General features: G+C 66.3%; 17 protein-coding genes. 10 read left to right on the top strand and 7 right to left on the bottom strand.

The genetic code is table 11. From position 1 onward, the window contains the following. Positions 1 to 52: 52 nt before the first annotated feature. Positions 53 to 2,857: a VIT domain-containing protein gene (locus ACJ7C5_RS17955; protein WP_412704689.1), complete on the top strand. Its 2,805-nt coding sequence runs from the start codon at positions 53 to 55 to the stop codon at positions 2,855 to 2,857. Between the two features lie 139 nt (positions 2,858 to 2,996). Here the strand turns inward: ACJ7C5_RS17955 and ACJ7C5_RS17950 are convergent, their stop codons facing one another. Then, on the bottom strand, positions 2,997 to 3,974 hold the full coding sequence (locus ACJ7C5_RS17950; RefSeq protein ID WP_412704688.1) for a phosphatase PAP2 family protein: 978 nt from the start codon (positions 3,972 to 3,974) through the stop codon (positions 2,997 to 2,999). A 73-nt stretch (positions 3,975 to 4,047) separates the two neighbouring features. Then, complete coding sequence (locus ACJ7C5_RS17945; protein ID WP_412704687.1) at positions 4,048 to 5,253, bottom strand: acyltransferase family protein; 1,206 nt, start codon at positions 5,251 to 5,253, stop codon at positions 4,048 to 4,050. 153 nt (positions 5,254 to 5,406) lie between these two features. Here ACJ7C5_RS17945 and ACJ7C5_RS17940 point away from each other — a divergent pair, with 153 nt between their 5' ends. The 8 genes from ACJ7C5_RS17940 to ACJ7C5_RS17905 all read left to right on the top strand — a co-directional run bounded on the left by ACJ7C5_RS17940 (position 5,407) and on the right by ACJ7C5_RS17905 (position 18,028). Continuing rightward, positions 5,407 to 6,291, top strand: coding sequence for a LytTR family DNA-binding domain-containing protein (locus ACJ7C5_RS17940; protein WP_412704686.1), 885 nt, complete (start codon positions 5,407 to 5,409; stop codon positions 6,289 to 6,291). Positions 6,292 to 6,361: 70 nt separating this feature from the next. Then, positions 6,362 to 7,487 (top strand): peptide chain release factor 2 gene (gene prfB / locus ACJ7C5_RS17935; protein WP_097048047.1). Its coding sequence is split into 2 segments (ribosomal slippage): positions 6,362 to 6,436 and positions 6,438 to 7,487, totalling 1,125 coding nucleotides; the frame shifts between segments, so codons are not numbered across the junction. Positions 7,488 to 7,712: 225 nt separating this feature from the next. Next, complete coding sequence (locus tag ACJ7C5_RS17930; RefSeq protein ID WP_065723163.1) at positions 7,713 to 8,495, top strand: helix-turn-helix transcriptional regulator; 783 nt, start codon at positions 7,713 to 7,715, stop codon at positions 8,493 to 8,495. 644 nt (positions 8,496 to 9,139) lie between these two features. Continuing rightward, on the top strand, positions 9,140 to 10,525 hold the full coding sequence (locus ACJ7C5_RS17925; protein WP_412704685.1) for an NAD-dependent succinate-semialdehyde dehydrogenase: 1,386 nt from the start codon (positions 9,140 to 9,142) through the stop codon (positions 10,523 to 10,525). A gap of 63 nt (positions 10,526 to 10,588) precedes the next feature. After that, complete coding sequence (locus ACJ7C5_RS17920) at positions 10,589 to 12,229, top strand: acetolactate synthase large subunit (RefSeq protein ID WP_412704684.1); 1,641 nt, start codon at positions 10,589 to 10,591, stop codon at positions 12,227 to 12,229. Positions 12,230 to 12,449: 220 nt separating this feature from the next. Beyond that, complete coding sequence (lysS, locus tag ACJ7C5_RS17915) at positions 12,450 to 13,961, top strand: lysine--tRNA ligase (RefSeq protein ID WP_043398964.1); 1,512 nt, start codon at positions 12,450 to 12,452, stop codon at positions 13,959 to 13,961. A gap of 289 nt (positions 13,962 to 14,250) precedes the next feature. Next, entirely contained in the window at positions 14,251 to 15,306 is a 1,056-nt protein-coding gene (gene rpfG, locus ACJ7C5_RS17910) for a cyclic di-GMP phosphodiesterase response regulator RpfG (protein WP_412704683.1), read from the top strand. Position 15,307: 1 nt separating this feature from the next. After that, positions 15,308 to 18,028, top strand: a complete 2,721-nt coding sequence (locus ACJ7C5_RS17905) for a response regulator (RefSeq protein WP_412704682.1) — start codon at positions 15,308 to 15,310, stop codon at positions 18,026 to 18,028. Between the two features lie 12 nt (positions 18,029 to 18,040). Here ACJ7C5_RS17905 and rpfF read toward each other — a convergent pair whose 3' ends face one another. The 5 genes from rpfF to betI all read right to left on the bottom strand — a co-directional run bounded on the left by rpfF (position 18,041) and on the right by betI (position 24,892). Then, the gene (gene rpfF, locus ACJ7C5_RS17900; RefSeq protein WP_094001963.1) at positions 18,041 to 18,910 is read right to left on the bottom strand and encodes a diffusible signal factor synthase RpfF; all 870 of its coding nucleotides are present in this window, start codon (positions 18,908 to 18,910) and stop codon (positions 18,041 to 18,043) included. 201 nt (positions 18,911 to 19,111) lie between these two features. Then, the gene (locus tag ACJ7C5_RS17895; protein ID WP_094001964.1) at positions 19,112 to 20,788 is read right to left on the bottom strand and encodes a long-chain fatty acid--CoA ligase; all 1,677 of its coding nucleotides are present in this window, start codon (positions 20,786 to 20,788) and stop codon (positions 19,112 to 19,114) included. Between the two features lie 218 nt (positions 20,789 to 21,006). After that, entirely contained in the window at positions 21,007 to 22,689 is a 1,683-nt protein-coding gene (gene betA, locus ACJ7C5_RS17890) for a choline dehydrogenase (RefSeq protein ID WP_412704681.1), read from the bottom strand. Positions 22,690 to 22,790: 101 nt separating this feature from the next. Continuing rightward, entirely contained in the window at positions 22,791 to 24,263 is a 1,473-nt protein-coding gene (betB, locus tag ACJ7C5_RS17885) for a betaine-aldehyde dehydrogenase (protein WP_412704680.1), read from the bottom strand. 38 nt (positions 24,264 to 24,301) lie between these two features. After that, complete coding sequence (gene betI, locus ACJ7C5_RS17880; protein ID WP_005409501.1) at positions 24,302 to 24,892, bottom strand: transcriptional regulator BetI; 591 nt, start codon at positions 24,890 to 24,892, stop codon at positions 24,302 to 24,304. A 170-nt stretch (positions 24,893 to 25,062) separates the two neighbouring features. On the opposite strand from betI, the gene ACJ7C5_RS17875 reads away from it, so the two are divergent. Then, positions 25,063 to 26,613 (top strand): BCCT family transporter, encoded by a 1,551-nt coding sequence (locus ACJ7C5_RS17875; protein WP_412704679.1) that lies wholly within the window; start codon positions 25,063 to 25,065, stop codon positions 26,611 to 26,613. The last annotated feature ends 76 nt before the right edge of the window (positions 26,614 to 26,689 follow it).

The raw sequence follows: 26,689 nt of genomic DNA, 5'->3' as shown, positions 1-26,689 counted from the left end.
TGCCGGCGCTCAGTCGCCACGTATTGCCAGGCCGCAAATCACCACCCCGCTGTTGATTGCGCCCGCCGCCGAGCAACCGGTTCAATTGCGGCAAGCCCGCATCGAAGGCGAGGTCCAGGCAGGCGTCGCCCAGACCCGGATCACCCTGGAGTTCCACAACCCGAACCGGCGCGTGCTGGAGGGCGAGCTGCAGTTCCCGCTGGCCGATGGCCAGCAGATCAGCGGCTTCGCGCTGGACATCAACGGTGAACTGCGCGATGCGGTGCCGGTGCCCAAGGACCGCGGCCGCCAGGTGTTCGAAGAGATCGCACGCCGTGGCGTCGACCCGGGGCTGCTGGAACAGACTGCCGGCAACCAGTTCCGCCTGCGTATCTATCCGCTGCCGGCCGGTGGCAGCCGACGCGTGCAGCTGGTGATTCGCGAACCGCTGGCCTTCGCCGGCCAGGGCTGGCAGTGGACGCTGCCGCTGCAGTTCGCCGCTGGCGCTGCATCGGTTGAGCTGAAGCTGCAGGCGCCGGAAGCGGCCACCGCAGGTACGGCTCCGTTCCGCATCAACGCGGGCCAGCTGCACTGGCAGGGCAGGGGCGCGCAGCTGCCGACGCAGCTGCAGTGGAGCCTGCCCGCAGCCCGCCAGGCACAGGTGCAGGTGGCGCCCTGGCAGGACGGGCACTACCTGTTGGCGCAGCTGCCGGTATCGCCCGGCAGCGCGCCCCGCACGTTGCCCAGCGAGATCGGCCTGCTGTGGGATGGCTCCGGTTCGGCGGGCCAGCGCGATCGCACACGTGAGTTCGCGCTGCTGGATCGCTACTTCGCAGCGATGGGTGACGGCACCGTGGCGTTGACCGTGCTGCGTGACCGTGCCGAACCCATGCGTCGCTTCCGTGTCCGTGCAGGCAACTGGAGCGAGCTGCGTGCAGCACTCCAGGCCGTACGTCCCGACGGTGCCAGCGCGCTGGCGCAGTGGCAGCCGCAACCGAGCGTGAAGGAGTACCTGCTGGTCAGCGATGGCCTGCTGACCTATGGACCGGAAGCATTGCCAGCACTCGCACCGCAGCAGCGCCTGTTCGCGGTCAGCAGTGCTGGTGCGCGAACCGATGCAGTGCGCCTGCGCGGCTGGAGCGAAGCGCATGGCGGTCGCTTTGTCGCGCTGGGCAAGGATGTTGATGCGGCCGCTCGCGAACTGCTGTCGTCGCCGTTGGACGTGCAGGTCGATGCGGGCCGTGGCGTACAGGATGTTGTGATCGATCGTCGCAGCGAGGCCGAAGGCTGGCTATGGCTGCATGCCCGCCTTGCGGCGGACGGCGTGCCGATGCGGGTGCGCGTGGGCGGCGGTGAATGGCAGGCGCTGCCGGCAACGCAGAAGAGTGACGACGGTGAACTACTGGCCGGCTTGTGGGCGCAGGCCCGTCTGCAGCAACTCGGCGCCGACCGTCGAGGCAACCGCGAGGCTATGCAAATGCTGTCGCAGCAGTTTGGCCTGGTCGGTCCGGACACCTCGCTGATCGTGCTGGAAACGCTGGAGGACTACCTGCGCTACGCGATCCGCCCTTCGGGCAAGCTGCGCGCCGAGTACGACGCCAGGTTTGCAGTGCAGGTAGGTGATCGCGCCGCTGCTGATCGCCAGCGCCTGGACCAGGTTGCCGCACGTTGGAAGGAACGCCAGCAGTGGTGGAACCGCAGCTGGCCGAAGGGTGCGCCGCCGCAGTTGAAGGGCAGGGCGCTGGAAGTTGCATCCGCGGAATACGCGATGGACTCGGCGCCGATGGCGATGCTCGCCGCGCCGGCCCCTGCGGCACCGCCCGCCCCGGCACCGATGGCCGCCGCTGCCGAGCAGCGCATGGAAGCCAGCAGTGCGCGTGCACGTCGCTCAACGTCCGCATCGAACAAAGCGCTGGATGTGGTCGCGCTCACCGGCAGCGTTGTCGCTGCATCCGCCGCCAACAATGGGGAGCTCGGCATCCAGCTGGCAGCGTGGCAGCCGGACTCGGCCATCGCCCGGCGGCTGCGCCAGGGCCCGGCGGCGCAACTGTATGACCGCTACCTGGCCGAGCGTGACGCACATGCCGACAGCAGCGCGTTCTTCCTCGACGTGGCCGATCTGTTGCTGGAGCAGGGCCAGCGCGAGCTGGCACTGCGTGTGCTGTCGAACCTGGCCGAGATGGACCTGGACAACCGCCATCTGCTGCGCGTGCTCGGCTACCGGTTGATGCAGGCTGACGCCCCGGCACTGGCGGTGCCGGTGTTCGAGCAGGTGCTGGCGATGGGCCAGGAAGAACCGCAGAGCTTCCGCGATCTTGGCCTGGCACTGGCGGCTGCAGGCAAGCCGCAGCAGGCGTTGGCGCCGCTGTACCAGGTGGTGGTGCGGCCGTGGGACAACCGCTTCGACGGCATCGCCCTGATCGCATTGGACGAGTTGACCAACCTGGTGGCACGCAGCACGACACGGCTGGATACCCGCAGCATCGACCCGCGCTTGCTGCAGGCGATGCCGCTGGACCTGCGCGTGGTGCTGTCGTGGGATGCGGACAACAGCGACATGGACCTGTGGGTGACCGACCCGAACGGCGAGCGCGCGTACTACGGCAACCGCCTGACCTATCAGGGTGGACAGATGTCGCAGGACTTCACCGGCGGCTATGGTCCCGAGCAGTTCTCGCTGCGCAACGCCAAGCCCGGCAAGTACAAGGTGGAGGCCAATTACTTCGGCAGCCGCCAGCAGCTGGTGACTGGTGCGACGACCCTGATGCTGCGGCTGACCACGCACTGGGGCACGCCGAAGCAGAAGGACCAGATGGTCACGATGCGACTGAAGGACCGCGCCGAGACTGTGCTGGTGGGCGAGTTCGAGGTGCGGTAGCGCCGGGCCATGCAGGGCGACTGCACGGTCGGGGAAGGGCCTGTCCGCGCAGGGCGCGGATCTACCCGATTGAAGTAGAGCCACGCCATGCGTGGCTTTTGGTTGGAGTCGGGATGGCCTATCCACGCATGGCGTGGATCTACTGCACGTCTTCGACTTTCGGCAGGTGCTGGCGCGGAATCCACCGTGCCAGTGCCACGCCGCCACCGAGAATCAGCAGCGTGCCGACGGTGTGCCACAGCAACTCCGTAACCGGCGCATCCGGCAGCGGAATGATGTCTGCGAACCAACCAATCACCGGCCGCGCCAGCAGGTAGACCACCACCACGCCCAGCACCCGCTGCACGATACCCTGCGGGTCTGCCGGCCAGCCGCGCCACTGCAGCCACGCCACCAGCAGCGCCAACGCCAACAGGCGCGAAGCTTCGCCCAGCGGCACCAGGGGCGTCCACAGCGAAGCCCATGCCAGCATCACGCCCAGGCCCAGCAGCACCGGCAGCTGCCAGCGCCTCTCTCCACGCAGTCCCGGCATCAACTGCCACGCCAGCACGGCCACCCCGAGGCCGATCAGCCACCCGGCCAGCACATCGGCCAGGAAGTGCCGGCCCAGATACATGCGCGAGATCGCCATCAGCAGGGGCCAGCCCAGCACCAGCGTCCAGCGCAGCCAACGGCGGCGGATGCCGAACGCCAGCAGCAGGGCAACACCCGCTGCAGTGGTGATGCCCACGTGGCCGCTGTTGAAGCCATAGTCGGCGTGCGGCTGGGCCCGCAGCATCGCCGTGGCCTTCGCATCGGGCAGCGACCAGAACGTGTGGCCGCCACCATCCACCACGAACGGGTGCGAAGGCTCGCCCTTGTCCAGTACCGCTGCATCCACGTCGGAGGGACGGGGCAGGGCGGCGCTCTGTTTGATCGCATGGGTGGCGCAGGCCATCAGCAGCACCGCCAGCATCACGCAGAGGCCGGCGCGCAGGCGCGCACCGAACGCGCACACCAGGATCAGCGCGGTATAGGCCATCTCGTAACCGAGCAGGCTGATGAACTGCATCACCGACAGGAACCAGCCGGTGTCGAAAGTGTGCTGCAACCACAGGTGCCATTGCGTCTGGAACATCCGTTGTCCTCATCATCCGTTGGTAAGCGGGCCAGGGTGAACCGCGCCAAAGCAGCCGAGTGTGGACTCGGCTCTACACCGGCGCAACACGTGCCACGGGCAGCGATGACGCGTCGTTGCGCAGGCCGAACAGCGGGCGCAGCCAGCGCACGCGGCGGATCAGCAGTTCGTGGATCAGCAGGCAGCCGCCAATGGTGCCGGCCACCAGCAGGGCGGGTTCCAGCCACGGGCCGAGCTGCAGCGGGCGCAGTGCATACAGCAGCACGATCAGCACGGTCTGGTGCAGGATGTACCAGCTGAACACCGCCTCCCTGCAGTACGCCAGGCCCGGCCACGGGCGGGACAGCAGTACCTGGGCCCAGCCGAACAGGGTCAGCAGCATGGACCAGGTATACAGCGCACGGCCGATGCGCTCGGTCTGGCCCCATGGCAGTGCCAGCACCCAGGCGTCGAGGTCGCCGACGTGCGGCAGCCGGGCCAATGCGCGGATGCTCAGTTCCAGGCACAGCCCCAGCACGGCCAGCGCCAGGGTCAGCCGGCGCCCGCGTACCAGCAGCTCCCAGCCACGCTGCCAGCGCGCGGCGATGAACCCGCCGAGGAACAGTGGCAGCGACTCGGCGTGCACGTAGACGTCGTCCATCAGCGCGTGTGTGGGTGGCCAGCGCGGCATCAGCACCAGCAGGGCCCAGGCCAGCCAGGCCACCGGCAGCACCAGCAGCAGCCCGCCCAGCACACGGTCGCTGCTCTGCCAGCGCGGCAGCGCCCCGCGCAGAGGCCGCAGCAGGCTGGCCAGTACCACCGCCAGTACGGTGTAAGGCAGCAGGTAGGCCAGATACCACAGGTGGTTCCAGGTGAAGCCGTAGGCGGCACCACTGAAATGCGCGCCTGGCCACGGCTGGAACTGCCAGTAGCGCCACAGGAACCGGGCCAGCCCCGGTGCCACGTCGCCCTTGTCCAGCGCTTCGTAGTAGGCCTGCAGGGACACGACGGCGACGATGCCGAACAGCAATGGCAGAAGCAGGCGCCAGCCACGGCGGAGGGTGTGCTGCAACCGACCCCGGTCGGGCAGGGACAGGCCCAGCGCGATACCGCTGATGGCGAACAGCAGCGGCATGCGCCATCGATTCAGCGCGATCATCGGCCACTGCAGCCATTCGGAGGTGTAGGTGCTCTTGAGGTGAAAGTCCCAGCCGGCCACGTAGGCCATGGCGGCGTGGTAGAGGATCAGCAGGGCGAAGGCGGCGATGCGCAGGGTGTCCAAGTCGTGGCGACGGTGCATGAGCGGCGGGCTTCGGGAGGAAGCTGCACGCTCTGCCAGCCAAGGCCCGGATGCCAGTGGATGGGGCGCGATGGCGGACGTTCAGGGGCCAGTGGTGGGGTGGCTGGGACCAATGGCTGATGCGCATGGAGCCGGATGGGCAACAATGGAGGCATGGAGAATGGAGATTCGGCGGCGCTGACCGCCCCAGTTGCAGAACGAACGCGTCGCCCCGGGCTTGCCGTCGCATTCTGGTCGTTGCTGTTCCTGGGCACCGCCGCAGGCAATGTGCTGGCGCAGTGGATGCGGGCATTGCGCGACGCGCAGCCCTTTTTCGCAGGGACTGTCTCGATCGAGGAGTTCAGCAGTGCGCTGGCCAGCCTGGGCCTGTTGGCGCTTCTGCACGCCGCCGCTCGTCGCTGGCCGTTGCATGCAGATACCTGGCGGCGCCGGATCGGCTTCTACGTGCTGGGTGGTGTTGCCTGGTGGCTGCTGCATGTCAGTGCCATGGTGCTGCTGCGCAAGATGGCCTTCACGTTCATCGGCCAGCGCTACACCTACGGTGACTGGCCAGCGCAGTGGTTCTACGAGTTCTTCAAGGATGTGCAGACCTACAGCCTGCTGGTGATTGCCGTGCACGCGGTGGCCTGGTTCGGCCGTCAGCGCCAGGGCGAGGCGCACCTGCTGGCATCGCCCGATGTCGGCCCACCGGTGGAGCCGGTCGAGCGCCCCCAGCATTTCCTGGTACGCAAGCTGGGCAAGGAGTTCCTGGTCGCCACCGCCGACGTGGAGTACGCCCAGGCGGCGGGGAATTACGTGAACCTGCGGGTACGCGGCCACGACTACCCGCTGCGGATCACCATGGCGGTGCTGGAGCAGCGGCTGGATCCGGGCGAGTTCCTGCGCCCGCACCGCAGCTGGCTGATCCATCGCGGCCAGCTGCGCTCGATCGAGCCGCTGGACGGGGGCGAGGCCCTGCTGCACATGGCCGATGGAGCCAAAGTGCCCTGCAGCCGGCGCCAGCTGCCGTTGCTGCGGCAGGCGCTGGGGGCAGGGTGAGGCCCTCATTCCGGGCATCCCCGGCCTGCGGTATCATTACCAGTCATCTTTTGAATGCATAACCGCCGACATGATCGAACTGAATCCTGTCCGCCAGCGCATCACCGATCTGACCGATCGCGTGCTGTCGCTTCGGGGGTATCTTTGACTACGACGCCAAGAAAGAGCGTCTTGAAGAAGTAACGCGGGAGCTGGAAAGCCCCGACGTCTGGAACAACGCCGAATACGCCCAGAACCTGGGCCGCGAGCGTTCCAGCCTGGAAAAGACCGTGGGCGGCATCGCCTCGGTGCTGGACGGCCTGGCTGATGCCACCGAACTGCTTGAGCTGGCCGAGTCCGAGCAGGACGAGGACACCGCGCTGGCCGTGGTCGCCGACCTGGACAAGCACCAGTCGCACGTCGAGAAGCTGGAGTTCCAGCGCATGTTCTCCGGCGAGATGGACAATGCTGCCGCGTTCGTCGACATCCAGGCCGGTGCCGGTGGCACCGAAGCCCAGGACTGGGCCGAGATCCTGCTGCGCATGTACCTGCGCTGGTGTGAATCGCGCGGCTGGAAGACCGAGCTGATGGAAGTCTCCGGTGGCGACGTCGCCGGCATCAAGTCGGCCACGCTGCGCGTGGAAGGCGACTATGCCTATGGCTGGCTGAAGACCGAGACCGGCGTGCACCGCCTGGTGCGCAAGTCGCCGTTCGACTCGGACAACCGCCGCCACACCAGCTTCACCTCGGTGTTCGTGTCGCCGGAGATCGATGACAACATCGACATCACCATCAACCCGGCCGACCTGCGTACCGACGTGTACCGTTCGTCCGGTGCCGGTGGCCAGCACGTGAACAAGACCGAGTCGGCGGTGCGTATCACCCACATCCCGACCAACATCGTCGTGGCCTGCCAGACCGGCCGCAGCCAGCACCAGAACCGCGACAACGCGATGAAGATGCTGGCCGCCAAGCTGTACGAGCTGGAGATCCAGAAGCGCAACGCCGAAAAGGACGCGGTGGAAGCCACCAAGTCCGACATCGGCTGGGGCAGCCAGATCCGCAACTACGTGCTCGACCAGAGCCGTATCAAGGACCTGCGCACCGGCATCGAGCGTTCGGATACGCAGAAGGTGCTGGACGGCGACCTGGACGAGTTCGTCGAGGCCAGCCTGAAGGCCGGCCTGGCCGTGGGCTCCAAGCGCGTCGATGCCTGATCGACGCGCCTGCGCGGAGATCGTCACCCTCGCGTGCAACGCCGAGGGTGGTTGAACCGTTTTTGTGTAGAGCCGAAGGCAGCGGCAGGAGCCGCTGCCAACGTCGCTCGCGACGGCCCGCAGGGTGCCGGTCAGGACGACCGGGCATAGCCATGCTCGGCTGCTTTTCGCGAGCTGGTGGATGCGTCGAGCATGGCTCGACGCTACAAAGTGTAGGACGGGCCGATGATGCGCAGCGAAAGTGAACGCAAGGAGCTCGGGGGCTTTCTCAAGGCCTGCCGCGCCCGTGTCGACCCCGCCACGCTCGGCCTCCCGGCCGGGCGCCGGCGAACCCCGGGCCTGAAGCGCGAGGAAGTGGCGCTGGCGATCGGGGTCAGCGTCAGCTGGTACACCTGGATCGAGCAGGGCCGTGAAGTGCGCGCTTCGCCGGAGGTGCTGGAGCGCCTGGCGCAGGTACTGCGCATGAGTGACGACGAACGCGCCTACGCGTTTGCGCTGTCCGGCTACGGCGTGCCGCTGGAGTCACCGGACGAGACGGTCACCGATGGCCTGCGCCAGCTGGTCGAGGCCATGCAGCCGATCCCGGCCTACGTGCGTAATACCCGCTACGACATCCTGGCGTGGAACCCGGCCATCGCCGAGCTGTTCGTGGATTACAGCCAGCTGGCGCCGCATGAGCGCAACACGTTGCGGCTGATGTTCCTGTACCCGCCGTACCGCACGCTGATCCTCAACTGGGAAGAAATGACCCGCGGCCTGCTGGCCGGCTTCCGCGCGGCGATGGCGCAGGCGCCGGACAAGGCCCCGTTCCTGGCCCTGGCCGAGGACATCGCCGCGCATAGCGAGGAGTTCCGCCAGTGGTGGCCGGAGCACGACGTACGGCGGTTCGACGAAGGTGCGAAGAAGCTGAATCACCCCACGCGCGGGTTGCTGGACCTGCAGTACGTGGCGCTGGTGCCGGAGAGCCGCCACGATCTTTCCCTGGTGACCTACCTGCCGCGGAAGTAGGGGGTATTCGGCAGGGCTTGCAGCCCTGCACCTGCTGCGAGCCAGAGCAACGTCAACGTCAACGTCAAATGCGGGCCTTCCGTGGGGTGGCGGGGCGGTGTGGGTTGTCAGGACACGCCGTAAACCCGTCCCTGGGGGCTCGATGGCGCCATCCATGGCGCCAACGGTCCTGCCAACCCACACCGCCCCGCCTCAGACAGATTTCGCGCGGTTGTTGGTAGGTGTCGACCTTGGTCGACACATTTTTCAGAAATCGATATTCACGATGGGATCCGACCCCGTGCCGACCAAGGTCGGCACCTACCAACAGCAGCGGGAAATTGTCGAAGGCGGGGTGGGTCCGGTTGCAGGAGTGTCCGCGGCATGGATGCCGCGGCCAAGCCCCCAAGGACGGGTTTACGGCGTCTCCCGCAACCGGACCCACCCCGCCATCCCGCAGGAAACCAGCTTGTGCTGTTGCTTCGGCTGTTGCTGTTGCCGCCGCTTCGGCGGGTGCAGGGCGCAGCCCTGCCAAGAGCTCCCCATTCAGACAGGTAAGTGCAGGTCACAGGATAAGCAGACGCCTTGTTGTACTCGCGCATCGGGTCCACATTCCTGTGCAGGAGACGGGCCGCCGCCCGTTGTCGAGACACCAGGAGACCTGCATGTCCGCTGCCCCCACTACCGCCATTTCCCGCGATCCGGCCACCGGCCAGCAGATCGCCAGCCATCCCTTCGCCTCCGACGTCGAACTGGAAACAATCCTGGATCGCGGCCAGGTTGGCTTTGCGGCCTGGAGCGCCAAGAGCCTTGAACAGCGTGCAGACGTACTGCGTGCGATGGCCGCGGTACTGCGCCGTGACCGTGAAAAGCTGGCTGCGTTGGCTACCGCCGAAATGGGCAAGGTCCAGGCCGAGTCGCTGGCCGAGATCGAGAAGTGCGCCGTGCTATGCGACTGGTACGCCGACCACGGCGCGCAGTTCCTGCGCGACGAACCGACCCAGGTGCCCGACGACAAGGCTTACGTGTCCTACCTGCCGCTGGGCGTGGTGCTGGGCATCATGCCGTGGAACTTCCCGTACTGGCAGGTGATGCGCGCGGCGGTACCGATCCTGATGGGTGGCAACGGCTTCCTGCTGAAGCCGGCCGAGAACATCGTCGGTACCGCGCAGCTGCTCGACGCCGCTTGGCGCGACGCTGGGTTGCCGGAAGGCACCTTCATCGCGGCCAACATCAGCCGCGAGGGTACCAGCCGTGCCATTGCCGATGATCGCATCGCGGCGGTGACCCTGACTGGCAGCGTGGCCGCTGGCCGCAGCATCGCCGCCCAGGCCGGGCAGGCGCTGAAAAAGGTGGTGCTGGAACTGGGCGGCTCGGATCCGTTCATCGTGCTGGCCGATGCCGATCTGGACGCTGCGGTCGATGCCGCCGTGGCCTCGCGCTTCCAGAACACCGGGCAGGTCTGCATTGCCGGCAAGCGCATCATCGTCGAAGACGCGGTCTACGACCGGTTCGTGGCGCAGTTCTGCCAGAAGGTGCAGGCGCTGACCATCGGCGACGGCCGCGACCCGGCGAACCGCATCGGCCCGATGGCACGCCAGGACCTGCTGGAGCAGCTGGACGCGCAGGTACGTGCTTCGGTGGACGCGGGCGCGAAGCTGCTGGTCGGCGGCCATCAGCTGGATCGCCCGGGCGCGTTCTACGCCCCCACCGTGCTGGCCGGCGTGGAGCCGGGCATGCAGGCCTTCGATACCGAGACCTTCGGTCCGGTGGCCTCGATCAGCCGGGCCCGTGATGCCGACCATGCAGTGGAGCTGGCCAACCAGAGCGAGTTCGGCCTCAGCGGCAACCTGTGGAGCGGCGACCGCGCCCGTGCGATGCAGCTGGCGCGCCGGCTGCAGACCGGTGGCGTGTTCGTCAACGGTTTCTCCGCTTCGGACCCGCGCGTGCCGATCGGCGGCGTGAAGAAGAGCGGCTTCGGCCGTGAGCTCTCGCACTTCGGCATCCGCGAATTCGTCAACGCGCAGACGGTGTGGTTCGACAAGCGTTGACGCGCAGCTTCCATCCTTCCTGCAACGATCCATCATCAGTCCAGCGAAAAGGACGGCATTCCAATGTCCAAGGGTTCAGATCTGCTCGTCGCCGCGCTTGAGAACGAAGGCGTCGAGCGTATTTTCGGCATCCCCGGCGAGGAGAACCTCGACGTGGTCGAATCACTCCGCCATTCCAGCATCGAGCTGGTCATCACCCGCCACGAACAGGCGGCGGTGTTCATGGCAGCCACCTATGGCCGTCTGACCGGCAAGCCGGGTGTGTGCCTGGCCACGCTCGGCCCGGGCGCGCTCAACTTCACCACCGGCGCCGCGTACGCGCTGCTGGGCGCGTGGCCGGTGATCATGATTACCGGCCAGAAGGGCATCGTCGCCAGCAAGCAGGCGCGTTTCCAGATTGTCGACATTGTCAGCACGATGAAGCCGCTGACCAAGCAGGCGCGCCAGATCGTCTCGGCGCGCACCATACCGACCATCGTCCGCGAGGCGTTCCGTACCGCGCTGGAAGAGCGCCCGGGTCCGGTGCTGCTGGAGCTGCCCGAAGACGTTGCGGCCGATGAGGTCGGGGACGTAGCGCTGATTCCGCCGCACGCGGTGGATCGTCCGATTGCCAGTCCGGAAGCACTGGACCGCGCGGCGGAGATCATCCGCAATGCCAAGCGCCCGCTGCTGATGATCGCCTCGGCGGCGTCGCGGCCGCAGTCCAGCGAAGCGCTGTCGGCCTTCGTGCTGCGCGCGGGTATTCCGTTCTTCACCACGCAGATGGGCAAGGGTGCGGTGGCCGGTGGTTCGGGCCTGTACATGGGCACCGCCGCGCTGACCGAGCGCGACTACGTGCACATGGCGATCGACCAGGCCGACGTGATCGTGACCATCGGTCATGAGGTCACCGAGAAGCCGCCATTCGTGATGCGCCCGGGCGGACCGACTGTGATCCATATCGGCTACTCGCAGGCGGCGGTGGAGCAGGTGTACTTCCCGCAGGTGGAAGTGATCGGCGATATCGGTCGCTCGCTGACCCAGCTGGCCGACCGCATCGAAGGCGCGGTGCCGAATGCCGACGCGCTGCTGCCACTGCGCGCAACCATCCTCGAACATCTGGCCGACCGTGCCGAAGAAGCCGGGTTCACCCCGCAGCGGCTGGTGCACGACGTGCGCCAGGTGATGCCGCCGGACGGCATCGTGGCGCTGGACAACGGCATGTACAAGATCTGGTTTGCGCGCAACTACCGCACCCAGGTGGCCAATACACTGCTGCTGGACAACGCGCTGGCGACGATGGGCGCGGGCCTGCCGTCGGCGATCATGGCCTCGATCCTGTACCCGCAGCGGCGGGTGCTGGCGGTGTGTGGCGACGGCGGTTTCATGATGAACAGCCAGGAGCTGGAGACCGCGCGACGGCTGGGCCTGAACCTGGTGGTGCTGATCCTCAATGACGGCGCCTACGGCATGATCCGCTGGAAGCAGGCGGTGGATGGCTTCACCGACTACGGCATGACCTTCAGTAACCCGGATTTCGTGAAGTATGCGGAAGCCTATGGCTGCAAGGGGCATGAGGTAACGGCCATCGAGCAGTTCATTCCGACGCTGGAGGCGGCGTTCAACGAGGGTGGGGTGCACCTGGTATCGGTGCCGATCGATTACTCGGAGAACCAGCGGGTGCTGGTGGAGGAGCTGCGGCAGGCGTTCCCCGGGAACGGCTGACGCCGGGCCGGGCGCCAACCAAGGTTGGCAGCTACCAGAGCGGCGGGCAGCGGCCTTGGTAGGTGTCGACCTTGGTCGACACGCAGAGCGCCAACCAAGGTTGGCGACTACCGGGGCAGGGCGCCGGCCCAGGGCCGGGGCAGGGCGGTTTTGGTATGCTGTGGAGCCGGCTTTGCCGGGTGCAGCATCCCCCCCCTCACTATACGATTCCCGCAGATCCATGAGCGAAGCTACCGATACCCCCCCCGTTGACGAAAACAAGTTGATCGCCGAGCGCCGCGAGAAACTCAAAACGCTGCGTGGGCAGGGCATCGCGTACCCGAACGACTTCCGTCGCGAGGACTTCGCCGGCCGCCTGCAGGAAGAATTCGCCGACGCCGAACAGTGGACCGCCGAGGCCCTGGAAGGCAACGGCCGCCAGGTGAAGATGGCCGGCCGCCTGATGGCCAAGCGCATCATGGGCAAGGCCAGTTTCGCGCAGATCCAGGACGAGTCCGGCCGCATCCAGCTGTTCCTGCAGGGCACGGTGCTGGGCGATGCCTATACCGCCTTCAAGGGCTGGGACGTGGGCGACATCATTGCCGTCGAAGGCGGCCTGACCCGCACCAAGACCGGCGAGCTGTCGGTCAAGGCCGAATCGATCCGCCTGCTGACCAAGTCGCTGCGTCCGCTACCGGACAAGTGGCATGGCCTGGCCGACGTCGAGCAGCGCTATCGCCAGCGCTATGTGGACCTGATCGTGACCCCGGAGTCGCGCGCGGTGTTCATCAAGCGCTCGAAGATCATCCGCGCCATGCGCGCGTGGCTGGACAACCGCGACTTCCTGGAAGTCGAGACGCCGATGATGCATTACATCCCCGGCGGCGCGGCGGCCAAGCCGTTCACCACCCACCACAACGCGCTGGATCTGGACCTGTACCTGCGCGTGGCGCCTGAGTTGTACCTCAAGCGCCTGACCGTGGGTGGCCTGGAGCGCGTGTACGAGATCAACCGCAACTTCCGCAATGAGGGCGTCAGCACCCGCCACAACCCGGAATTCACCATGATGGAGCTGTACGAGGCCTATGCCACGTACAACGAGATCATGGATCTGACCGAAGGCGTGATCCGTGACGTGGCCAAGGCGGTCAACGGCGGCACCGAGGTGGAGTGGGACGGTGCGAAGATCGACCTGGGCCCGGCGTTCCGCCGCTGGCGCATGGACGAGGCGGTGCGCCACCACAATCCGGAAATCTCTGCGGCGGACTGCACCGACCGCGACGCGCTGCTGCGCCATTGCGAGCGCTTGAAGATCCGCGTCAAGCCGTCCTACGGCTGGGGCAAGCTGCTGCTGGAGATCTTCGAGGCCACTGTCGAGCACACCCTGATCCAGCCGACCTTCATCACCGACCATCCGGTAGAGGTCTCGCCGCTGGCCCGCGCCAACGACAACGATCCGGGCTACACCGACCGCTTCGAGCTGTTCGTCAACGGCAAGGAGCTGGCCAATGGCTTCTCCGAGCTTAACGACCCGGAAGACCAGGCCCAGCGTTTCCAGGCCCAGGTGGCCGCGAAGGAAGGTGGCGACGACGAAGCCATGCACTACGACGCCGACTACATCCGTGCGCTGGAGTACGGCATGGCCCCGACCGGCGGCCTGGGCATCGGTGTCGATCGCCTGGTGATGCTGCTGACTGGCAGCAGCTCGATCCGTGACGTGCTGCTGTTCCCGTACATGCGTCCGGAGCAGTAAGTCGTCTTTTTGACTCCTGTTTGTGCGCGCCGTCGCGAAATGAGACGGCGCGATTGACGCCTCCCGCACTCGGCGTATCGTTAATGCACTACCTTGACGTCTGTTGTGGCTTGATCGGCGCCAGGGGGAGTGCGCACTGTGGAGAGTCCGCTTCACATTGTGATGACGATCATGAACCGGGACGCATGACACGGGAGTCAGGCCGATGCAGGGTGCGAGCGTTCGCAGCGGCAGGGTATCCTCGCCTGCTGATGATCCAGCATGGTCGAGAAACCAGGCAGAGTACGCGTTGAACATCGTCATTGTTGACGACCAGACGTCCGCGCGGACGATGCTGCGTCACGTCATCGAAGATATCGCGCCGGAACTGAGCGTGTATGACTTCGGTGATCCGTTGACCGCATTGGCCTGGTGCGAGGCGCATCCGGTCGACCTGCTGCTGCTCGATTACCGCATGCCGGAGATGGACGGGCTGGAATTCGCCCGCCGTTTCCGCCGCCTGCCCAAGCACCGCGACATTCCCGTGATCCTGATCACCGTGGTCGGCGACGAGCCGATCCGGCAGGCCGCGCTGGAAGCGGGCGTCATTGATTTCCTGGTCAAGCCGATCCGCCCGCGCGAACTACGCGCGCGCTGCTACAACCTGCTGCAGCTGCGCCAGCAGACCGAGAACGTGAAGCAGCGGGCGTTGTCACTGGAGCAGCGCCTGCTGGCCAGCATGCACGAGGTCGAGGAGCGCGAACGCGAGACCCTGTCGCGATTGGCCCGTGCCATCGAGTTCCGTGATGCCGGCACCAGCGCCTACCTTGAGCGCATGGCACGCGTGGCGGGGCTGATTGCCGAGCAACTGGGCCTGCCCGAAGACGACGTGCGCCTGATCGAGATGGCCGCGCCCCTGCATGACATGGGCAAGATCGCCATTCCCGATGCCGTTCTGCTCAAGCAGGGCAAGCTCAACGACGAGGAGCTGGCGATCATGCGCCGTCACCCTCGGATCGGCCATGAACTGCTCAGCGGCAGCCAGAACCGTTTCATCCAGGTCGGTGCGCTGATCGCGCTGCGCCACCACGAGCGCTATGACGGCAGTGGCTACCCTGATGGCCTGGTCGGCGAGGCGATCCCGCTGGAAGCGCGCATCGTCGCTGTCGCCGACGTTTTTGATGCCCTGATTTCGCCCCGTCCGTACAAGGAAGCATGGACCATGGAAGCCACACTGGCTTATCTGTACGCCCAGCGTGGCCGACTGTTCGACCCGCGCTGCGTGGATGCGCTGATGCGCGGTCACCAGCAGTTGATGGATATCTGCGCCCAGCACTCGACGGCATCGACGCGACCGGGTGGGTGACATGCAGGACCTGTTCGCACGCGTGAAGCGCCGGTTGGCGCAGCGTCCGGATTCGGAGCATGGCCAGGCGATCGTGCGGGTGGCGCTGATCTCGCTGATCCTGGTCTATGTGCTGCTGTCCGGAGCACGCCTGCACCGTCTGGAGCAGTACCAGGGCGTGCTGGCGACGGTGCTGACCGGATTGGGGCTTTCGCTGCTGCTGTTCGGCTGGCTGCTGTGGAAGCCGGAGCGCTCCGATCCACGGCGGGTCATCGGGATGCTGGCCGACTATGGCCTGATCGCGGTCGGCATGATCCAGATGGGCGAGCCGCTGGCGTGGGTGTATGCGGTGGTGATGTGGGTCACGGTGGGCAACGGCCTGCGCTTCGGGCCGCGTTACCTGGCTGCCGCCATCGTGCTGGCGATGGTCAGTTTCGGCACCACCGTGCTGTTGACCCCTTACTGGCAGGCCAACCTGGGCCTGGCCATTTCCCTGTGGTTTGGGTTGTTGGCAGTACCGTTGTGCTGCTCCTCCCTGCTGCGCCGAAGGATGCGACATCCGACCATGGATACGACCCCCGCCGCCGCCCATAATCGCTCGCTGTTGGCCCGTTTCAGGCAGCGCCTGTCCGGGCGCGAGGACAGCGAGCACGCGCAGAACCTGATCCGCATCGTGATCACCGCGCTGTTCATCAGCTACCTGGGCTGGCGTTCGCTCAGTGGTGGCGGTGAAGCGCTGACCACGACCTGGTTGATTCTGGCCTTCGAGCTGGCCATCTCCGCCGGCCTGCTGGCGGCGATCCTGGTCAATCCGGGTGTTTCGCATGTACGAAGGGTGATCGGCATGCTGACCGATTACACCTGCATGGCCTGGATCATGACCATCCAGGGCGAGCCGGCAGCGCCGCTGTACGCGGTGATGCTGTGGGTGACGATCGGCAACGGCATGCGTTACGGCAGTACGTACCTGCGCGTGGCCACGGCCATGGGCTGCCTGGCGTTCCTGTGTACGGTGATGCTGTCGCCCTACTGGCGTGGGCACGACTATCTGGGCTGGGGCCTGCTGCTGGGCCTGGGCGCGATCCCGCTGTACTTCGATTCGCTGTTGCATGCCTTGACCCGCGCGGTCGCCGAGGCGCGCCAGGCCAACGAAGCCAAGAGCCGCTTTCTGGCCAACATGAGTCATGAGTTCCGCACGCCGCTGAACGGGCTGGCCGGCATGACCGAAGTGCTGGCCACCACTCGCCTGGACGATGAGCAGCGCGAATGCCTGAACACCATCCAGGCCTCGACCCGCAGCCTGTTGGCACTGGTGGAAGAGGTGCTGGACATCTCTGCCATCGAGGCCGGCAAGGTGCGCGTGGAGTGGCACGAGTTCGCGCTGGCCGATGTGCTGCAGGCGATCAATCTGATCCTGAGCCCGCAGACCCGCTCGAAATCACTGGACTACCGTGTGCAGGTGGACGACAACGTGCCACCGCGCCTGCTGGGTGATGCCGGGCATCTGCAGCAGATCCTGCTGAACCTGATGGGCAACGCGGTCAAGTTCACCGACAGCGGCTACGTGCATCTGCGCGTGTCCAGCCCGGATGCGCTGGGCAGCGAGCGGGTGCGGCTGCGATTCGAGATCGTCGACACGGGCATCGGCGTGCCGGTGGCGTTGCGCGGGCGCCTGTTCAATGCCTTCGAGCAGGGCGATGTCGGCCTGGCCCGTCGTCATGAGGGAACCGGCCTGGGCACGGCCATTGCCAAGGGCCTGGTCGAGTCGATGGGCGGGCAGGTCGGCTATGCGCCAAACAGCCTGCGCGGCAGCGTGTTCTGGGTCGAGATCACGCTGGACGTGGCAGAGACCTCATCAGCCCCGGCGGTTCCATCCGAGGTGGCTGAAGCCGGCAATGTCATCGCGTTTTCCAATCCCTTCCTGCGTCATCGTGCACGGGTGCGCAGCCTGCGGGTGCTGGTGGCCGACGACCATGAAGCCAACCGCATGGTGTTGCAGCGGTTGCTGGAGAAGGCCGGCCACAAGGTGACCTGCGTCAATGGCGGCGCCGAAGTGCTCGATGCACTGGAGCAGGCCAGTTACGACGCAGCGATCGTCGATCTGCACATGCCCGGCATGAGCGGACTGGACCTGCTCAAGCAGTTGCGTGTGATGCAGGCCAGCGGCATGCCCTACGTGCCGGTGATGGTGCTGAGTGCGGACGTCACTCCCGAGTCCATCCTGCGTTGCGAGCAGGCCGGTGCCCGCGCCTTCCTTGCCAAGCCCGTGGTGGCCACCCGCCTGCTGGAAGTGCTGGCTGATGTGGCGGCCAATACGCGCACCGAGTCGGGCATCCAGTCCGTACCGGCGCTGCCGGTTGGCGATGGCGTGCTCGATACTGCCGTGCTGGACGAGCTGGCGTCGCTGGGCATGGGCGACGGCTTCGAGCGCAAGTTCATCGACCAGTGCCTGGTGGATGTCGATGCGAGCATGGGCCAGCTGCAGGCCTGCGGTGAACGCCAGGCCTGGGAGGACTTCCGCGAGCACGCCCACGCCCTGCGCGGGGTGGCGAGCAACCTGGGACTGGTCCAGGTTGCCGCCTCCAGTGGCGAGATCATGCGCATGGCGGACTGGCAGTTGAAGGGCGAGTGGGTGGCCCGTCTCGGCAGTCTTGCCGCCGCACTGCGCAATGGCAGGAATGCGCTGGCCGCCCGCAGTGCCGATATCGCGCGGCGCGATGACAGCGAGCGCAGCCCGTCCTGAGCCACCGCGCTGTCAGGCCGGGTCGCCATTGCGCCGGGCCTGCGCCCGCACCAGCCGGTCCATGGTGCGCAGGGACTTCTCGCCGAGCTGCATGGCGGTGTCCACCCAGATCTCGGTGATCCGCATCATTTCGTGCAGCGGCACCATGCTGGCGATTTCGTTCACCTCACGCATCGCGGCCCAGGCATGTGGAATCCGCTTGCTGTCCTTGATCACCTGTTCGACCGCGGCGACGCCTTCGCCGACGGGCACCACGATATCGACCAGGCCCATCTCCTTGAGCTGGCTGGCGGTATAGAGGTTGCCCTCGAGCATGATCTTCTCGGCCAGTCGCGGGCTGATCCGCTGGCACAGGAAGGAGTAGGCGCCCATGCCCGGGAACAGATCGAACAACACCTCCGGCAGGCCCATCAGCACACCTTCCTCGGCGACGATGGTGTGGCAGCTCAGTGCGGCTTCGAAGCCGCCGCCCAGGGCATTGCCCTGGACCAGCGCAATGCTGTGCGCACGTGCACCGAGCCCGGCATGGAAGGCATGCACGCCGCGTACGCAGCGTTGGGCATAGTCGAGCAGTCGGGCGCGGTCACCTTCGCGGATCAGCCGGCAGAACAGCTCAAGGTCGCCGCCCAGGTTGAACACGTCACTGTCCGAGGCCAGGACGACATGGGGTGACAGGACGTGCGAGGCGCTGAGGCGATCGCCCAGCTCGCGCTGGTAGTCGACGATGTCATCGACCAGGCGTGAGGCGAAGCAGGGCCGGCCCGGCTGGTTGGCCAGGTTGGCATGCATGTGGATCCAGTACACATCCCGCTCGGGCTCTTCGGTGATGCGCAGGGTAGGGTGCAGCGAGGGGCGGGTGATGATGGGGCGTACTGCGGACATGGGAGTTCTCCGTGTGACCGTCCGGCCAACCGCAGAGCGGACGGAGAGGAGTGAGGGGAGGCGAGCTGAACGTGCGGCGGCGACTGATTCTATGCACCTGTCGTGAACCGCTCGCAAGCGCCGTGCCGGCCATGTTCCGGTAATAAAAAGACCCCGCCGTTGCCGGCGGGGTCCCTGTCCTGCTCGCTTGCCCGGAAACCCTTACGGGGCGGGCGTATCACGCAGCTCGCGACGGAGAATCTTGCCGACGTTGGTCTTCGGCAGCTCCTTTCGGAATTCCACGATTCTGGGGTGCTTGTAACCGGTCAGGTTTGCCCGCGCGTGTTCCTTGACCATTTCAGCGGTCAGGTTCGGGTCTTTCTTCACGATCACGACCTTGACCACCTCGCCGGACTTCTCGTCCGGGACGCCGACCGCGGCCACTTCCAATACGCCTGGCATCATCGCGATGACGTCCTCGACTTCATTCGGGTACACGTTGAAGCCGGACACCAGGATCATGTCCTTCTTGCGGTCGACGATGTAGAAGAAGCCCTGTTCGTCCATCCTGGCCATGTCGCCGGTGTGCAGCCAACCGTCCGCATCGATGGCGGTGGCGGTTTCTTCCGGGCGCTGCCAATAACCCTTCATCACCTGCGGGCCCTTGATGCACAGTTCGCCCACTTCGCCCAGCGCCAGGATGTTGCCGTTGTCGTCCTTGATGCAGGCATCGGTGGACGGGATCGGCAGGCCGATGGCGCCGTTGTACTCGGGCAGGGTGAGCGGGTTGATGCAGGCTGCTGGCGAGGTTTCGGTCAAGCCGTAGGCTTCGACCAGGGTCACGCCGGTGACCTTCTTCCAGCGTTCGGCCACGGCACGTTGCACCGCCATGCCACCGCCCAGGGTGAACTTGACCGAAGAGAAGTCGATCTCGTCGAAGCCCGGGGTGTTGAGCAGACCGTTGAACAGCGTGTTGACGCCGGTGATGGCGGTGAAGCGGGTGCCCTTGAGCTCCTTGACGAAGCCCTTCATGTCGCGCGGGTTGGTGATCAGGTGATTGCATCCACCGAACTTCATGAAGACCAGGCCGTTCGCGGTCAACGCGAAGATGTGGTACAGCGGCAGTGCGGTGATGATCACTTCCTTGCCCGGCTCGATGCCCGAGGTGGACAACCACGCCGACGCCTGCTGCATGTTGGCGATCAGGTTGCGGTTGGTCAGCATCGCACCCTTGGCCACGCCGGTGGTGCCGCCGGTGTACTGCAGGAAGGCGATGTCGTCGTGGTCGATCTCGACCGGCGGAAGCGCATGGCGGCTGCCCAGCTTGAGCGCCTGCTTGAAGCGGACGGCGCCCTTGATGTGGTAGTTGGGCACCATCTTCTTGACGTACTTCAGCACGAAGTTGACGATCGCGCCCTTGGCGCCGAGCAGGTCGCCCAGGCCGGTGGTGACCACGTGCTTGACCGGCGTATCGGCGATGACCTGCTCGACGGTGTCGCCGAAGTTGTCGACCACCACCAGGGCACTGACGCCCGCGTCGACCAGCTGGTGCTTGAGTTCGCGCGCGGTGTACAGCGGGTTGACGTTGACCACGGTCAGGCCGGCGCGCAGCACGCCGAAGGTGGCCACCGGGTACTGCAGGCAGTTGGGCATCATCAGGGCGACGCGGTCACCCTTCTTGAGCTTGAGCTCACCCAGCAGGTAGGCGGCGAACTGGGTGACCAGCGCGTCCGTCTCACCATAGGTGAGCACCTTGCCGAAGCTGGAGTAGGCGGGACGGTCGCGGAATTTCGCGACGGAAGCGTCGAAGACCGAGGCTACCGAATGGAATTCGTTGACGTCGATTTCGGCGGGAACGCCTTTCGGATAGCTCTGCAGCCAGGGACGATCCAGACTCATATTCCCCCTCCAGGAATCGTGATGATGGGTGCGGCGCGGACAGTATCCGCCAGAACCGCTCACCGCAGCATACCGTTCCGTAGGGAAAACGCGAAGGGGGCGGACTCTGTTCGGCCGTAGGCGCCAAAAGCCGCCGTGCATGGCCCGGCGCTACCGAAGGCAACGCGCGCCTGGTAGCGCCGGGCCATGCACGGCGGATGTTTCCGATGGCCGAGGACTCAGCCCTTGTTTCGTACCGGTGCGCCGTTGGCCTTGTAGTACGGCGCGGTGCTGCGGGCCAGCGGGGTGCGGCCACGGATCACGTCGGCCAGCTTCTCGGCCATCATGATGGTCGGTGCGTTGAGGTTGCCGGTCACCACCTGCGGCATGATCGAGGCATCGACGATGCGCAGGCCTTCCAGGCCGTGCACGCGGCCCTGGCCGTCGACCACCGCCATCGGGTCATCGGCATGGCCCATCTTGTTCGAGCACGACGGGTGGTAGGCGGTCTCGGCGTGCTCGCGCACGAACGCGTCGATCTGCGCATCGGTCTGCAGCGCATTGCCCGGGGAGATCTCGCGGCCGCTGTACGGCGCCAGCGCCGGCTGCGCGAAGATCTCGCGGGTGATCCGGATCGCGGCACGGAACTCGCGCCAGTCCTGGTCGTGCGACATGTAGTTGAACAGGATGCTCGGATGTTCGCGCGGATCCTTCGAGCGCACATGGATGCGGCCGCGGCTGGGCGAGCGCATCGAGCCGACGTGCATCTGGAAGCTGTGTGCCTTGATCGGGTTGGAGCCGTTGTAATTGATCGCCACCGGCAGGAAGTGGTACTGCAGGTTCGGCCAGTCGAATTCGGCGTCGCTGCGGATGAAGCCACCGGCCTCGAACTGGTTGCTGGCGCCGATGCCGGTGCCCAGGAACAGCCACTCGGCACCGATGGCCGGCTGGTTGTACAGCTTCAGTGCCGGTGCCAGCGATACCGGCTTCTTGCACTCGTACTGCAGGTACATTTCGAGGTGATCCTGCAGGTTGGCGCCGACGCCCGGCAGGTGGTGCACCAGGTCGATGTCGAGGCTGCGCAGCAGATCGGCCGGGCCGACGCCCGAGCGCTGCAGGATCTGCGGCGAGGCGATGGCGCCGCCGCACAGCAGCACTTCGCGGCGCGCGGTGGCACGCTGCGGGTGGTCGTTGTGCAGCCACTGCACGCCTACCGCACGCTTGCCCGAGAACAGGATGCGGTCGGTCAGCGCGTGGGTGACGATGGTCAGGTTCGGGCGCGGCTTGGCCAGGTCCAGGTAGCCGCGGGCGGTGCTGGAGCGACGGCCCTTCGGGGTCACCGTGCGGTCCATCGGGCCGAAGCCTTCCTGCTGGTAGCCGTTGAGGTCGTCGGTGCGCGGGTAGCCGGCCTGCACGCCGGCCTCGACCATCGCAGCGAACAGCTCGTTGTTGCCGGCCTTGGGCGTGGTCACGCGCAGCGGGCCTTCGCCACCGTGGTAGTCGTTGGGGCCGATGTCACGGGTTTCCGCCTTGCGGAAGTACGGCAGGCAGTCCAGATAGGTCCAGTCTTCCAGGCCCGGCATGCTGGCCCAGTTGTCGTAGTCCATCGCGTTGCCGCGGATGTAGCACATGCCGTTGATCAGCGACGAGCCGCCCAGGCCCTTGCCGCGGCCGCAGTCCATGCGGCGGTTGTTCATGAAGGGCTCGGGATCGGTCTTGTACGCCCAGTTGTAGCGCTTGCCCTGCAGCGGGAAGGCCAGCGCCGCTGGCATCTGGGTGCGGAAGTCGAGCCGGTAGTCCGGGCCACCGGCTTCCAGCAGCAGCACGCTGACATCGGCATCTTCGGTGAGGCGGGTGGCCAGCACGTTGCCGGCCGAACCGGCGCCGATGATGATGTAGTCGTACTCGTTATGGGTGCTCATGGGTGTCTCCTGCAGGCCGGGGCGCGCTGCATGCAGGCGTCCCGGCGGAATGTCGGATCGGCGCGGTGGCCGGACGAAGGTGCGCGCTCAGGGCGCGCCGATCAGAACACGCTGGCGTAGTCGCCCAGCTCCACCTGCACCGACTTGATGCGGGTGTAGTGGCCGAGGGTGGAGAGGCCGTTCTCGCGGCCGACGCCGGATTCCTTGTAGCCGCCGACCGGCATTTCGGCCGGCGATTCGCCCCAGGTGTTGATCCAGCAGATGCCGGCTTCCAGGCGGTGGATGATGCGGTGGGCGCGGCTGACGTCCTTACTGACCACGCCGGCGGCGAGGCCGAAGGTGGTGTCGTTGGCACGACGCACCACTTCGTCTTCGTCGTCGTAGGCAAGGATGCTCATCACCGGCCCGAAGATCTCTTCCTTGACGATGGTCATGTCATCGCGGCAGTCGGAGAACACGGTCGGCAGCACGTAGGCGCCATTGGCCAGCGCGCCTTCGGTGGCACGGCCGCCGCCGGTCAGCAGGCGGGCGCCTTCGGCCTTGCCGCTTTCGATGTAGCGCAGCACGTTTTCCATGTGCGGGAAGCTGGTCAGCGGACCGAAGTTGGTCTCGGCGGCCATCGGGTCGCCGATGCGGATGCGCTTGACGCGCTCGACCACCGCGGCTTCGAACGCGGCCAGCATGCTGCGCGGCACGAACACGCGGGTGCCGTTGGTGCAGACCTGGCCGGAGCTGAAGAAGTTGGCCATCACCGCGATGTCGGCGGCGCGGTCCAGATCGGCGTCATCGCAGATCACCAGCGGCGACTTGCCGCCCAGTTCCATGGTCACCTCCTTCAGTGACGAGGACGCGGCGCTGGCCATGACCTTCTTGCCGGTGGCGACGCCGCCGGTGAAGGAGATCTTCTCGATCACCGGGTGCTCGGTCAGCCACTGGCCGATCTCGCGGCCCGGACCCTGCACGACATTGAACACGCCGGCCGGCACGCCGGCTTCGGTGTAGATCTCGGCCAGCCGGATCGCGGTCAGCGGGGTCACTTCCGACGGCTTGAATACCATGGCGTTGCCAGCGGCCAGGGCCGGGGCCGACTTCCACATGGCGATCTGGATCGGGTAGTTCCAGGCACCGATGCCGGCGACCACGCCCAGCGGCTCGCGGCGGGTGTAGAAGAAGCTCGACTCGCGCAGCGGCAGCTGGATGCCTTCGATGGCGGTGGCCAGGCCGGCGTAGTACTCGACCACGTCGGCGCCGGTGACGATGTCCACGGTGGTGGTTTCGGCCAGTGCCTTGCCGGTGTCCAGGGTTTCCAGGTGCGCCAGTTCGTCGTTGCGCTCGCGCAGGATCTCGACGGCGCGGCGCAGGATGCGCGAACGCTCCATGGCGGTCATCGCGGCCCACACCTTCTGGCCTTCGGCTGCGCTCTGCACGGCGCGCTCGACGTCGGCCTGGCTGGCGACCTGCACTTCAGCGATCACTTCACCGGTGGCCGGGTTGACGGATTTGAAGGTCTTGCCGCTGGTGGCATCGACGCGCTGGCCGTGGATGTAGAGCTGTTGGACGGGCAGGGTGGTCATGGGGCGTACTCCTTGGAAGGGGGCGGGTGCTGAAGCGCTTATAGCGCGACAGCCTGCAACTGGAAGTCGATATAGCCGTAAGCGATGCGCCGGGACTTCTCGGCATTGAACTGGCCGCCGACCAGGCTGCCGCGCAGCCACAGGCCGTCGATCATCGCGGCCAGGCCGCGGGCGGCCAGGCGGGCCTGCGGGTGGGGCAGCAGGCGGTTGAACTGGTGGCACAGGTTGGAGAACAGGCGCTGGTCGTTGGCGCGCTGCAGCCGGGCCAGTTCCGGCTGGTGCATGCTGGCGGCCCAGAAGGTGAGCCAGACACGCATGGCGGTGCCGTTGATCTGGCTGTCGTCGAAGTTGCCATCGACGATGGCGCGCAGCTGCTCGCGCGGGTCGTCGCTGGCGTCGGCGCGGTAACGGGCGACCGCGTCCTTCAGCTCGCGCAGGATCTGCCGCATTGCAGCATTGAGCAGGCCGTCCTTGTCGCCGAAGTAGTGGGCGACGATGCCGCTGGACAGCCCGGCCTTCTTCGCGATGGTGGCGACGGTCGCATCGGCCATGCCGATCTCGTCGATGGTCTGGAAAGTGGCCCGGATCAGCTGCTCGCGCCGTACCGGTTCCACGCCTTTCTTCGGCATTGTCTCTCCACGGATTGCGACCCGAAGGATCGGGCTGCCCGCCATTATGCTTTTTATTGATTGAACGTTCAATCAATAAACCCTAGGATGCGCTCGCGCCCCACGCCATGGGCCCGGTTTACCGGTCCGGCCCCGCCCATGTGCTCCCTCGGACTTGATGAGACGACCCCATGTCTTCCCTGGCTCATCCCAAGCGTTCGCCCCTGCGCTTGAACCGTTTTGTCTTCTTCAGCTCCTCGGTGTCGATCGGCATCCTCGGGCTGCTCACCGTTCTCTATCCCGAAGGCAGCGAGCACTGGCTGCAATGGGCGCAGGCCGAAGTGTCGGCCGCGTTCGGCTGGTGGTACATGCTGCTGATCGTGCTGTGCCTGGGCTTCGTGCTGTGGCTGGCGTTCTCGCCGTATGGCCGCATCCGCCTGGGCCACAACGAGGAATCACCGGCCTTCGGCTACGTCGCCTGGGTCTCGATGCTGTTCTCGGCCGGCATCGGCATCGCGCTGCTGTACTACGGTGCCTACGAGCCGCTGGACCATTTCCTGCATCCGCCCGGGCAGCCCGGCGGAACCGTGGCCGCCGGCCGCGAAGCGATGGTGCTGACCTTCCTGCACTGGGGTCTGCACGGCTGGGCGCTGTACGCGCTGGTCGGCGTGGCACTGGGCTACTTCGCCTACCGCCGCGACCTGCCGCTGGCGCTGCGCTCGGCGCTGTACCCGATTTTCGGTGAGCGCATCCACGGCCGCATCGGCGACATGGTGGATGGCTTTGGCATCCTGGCCACGCTGATCTCGATGGTGACCAACCTCGGCATCGGCGCGTTGGTGGTGCAGTCTGGCCTGGTCTACCTGTTCCACATCCCGGATACGCCGCAGGTGCTGGTGGCGATCGTGCTGGTGATGATGGTGGTGGCCACCATCGGTGTGGTCGCCGGTGTGGAAAAGGGCATTGCCTGGCTCTCCAACCTCAATGTGCGCCTGCTGTGCGGCCTGCTGCTGTTCGTGCTGATCACCGGCCCGACCCTGCACCTGTTCGACGGCCTGATCCAGAACACTGGCGACTACCTCGGCGCGTTCGTGCGCAAGAGTTTCGACATGTACCTCAACGACCCGAAGGGTCGTGAGTGGATGGGCTCGTGGACGCTGTTCTACTGGGCGTGGTGGATCGCCTGGGCGCCGTTCGTCGGCCTTTTCGTGGCGCGCATTTCGCGTGGCCGCACCATCCGCGAAGTGATCATGGGCGTGCTGCTGATCCCGCTCGGCTTCACCCTGGCCTGGCTGTCGATCTTTGGCAACACCGCCATCGACCTGGTGCTCAACCATGGCCAGGCGATCCTGGGTGACGTGGCCCAGCACGATGCGGCGATGACGCTGTTCAAGCTGCTGGAATACCTGCCCGGCGCGCCGTACGTGGCCGGTGCCGCGGTGGTGATCGGCTTCGTGCTGTTCCTGACCCCGGTCGATTCGGGCACGCTGATGATCGCCAACCTGTGCACCCGTCGCGTTGACGATGGCGTGGAAGATGGCCATGACGCGCCGATCTGGCTGCGCGTGTTCTGGGCGGCCGGCATCACCGTGGCCAGCGTCGGCCTGCTGCTGGCTGGTAATTTCAGCGCGATGCAGACCGCAGTGGTGCTGTGCGGCCTGCCGTTCTCGTTCACGCTGGCGTTCTACATGTGGGGTCTGCTGAAGGCGCTGCGCACCGACCCGGACGCACCGCGTCTGTAGAGCCGAGCCCATGCTCGGCTGCTGTTGGCGCAGAAGCAGCCGAGCGCAGGCTCGGCTCTACAGAGGGCATCGCAAA

This window comes from Nocardiopsis yanglingensis (assembly GCF_045809185.1).
GTDB lineage: Bacteria > Pseudomonadota > Gammaproteobacteria > Xanthomonadales > Xanthomonadaceae > Stenotrophomonas > Stenotrophomonas yanglingensis.
Note: the sequence above shows the minus strand (reverse complement) of the source record. Positions and strands in the feature narration are given on the sequence as shown.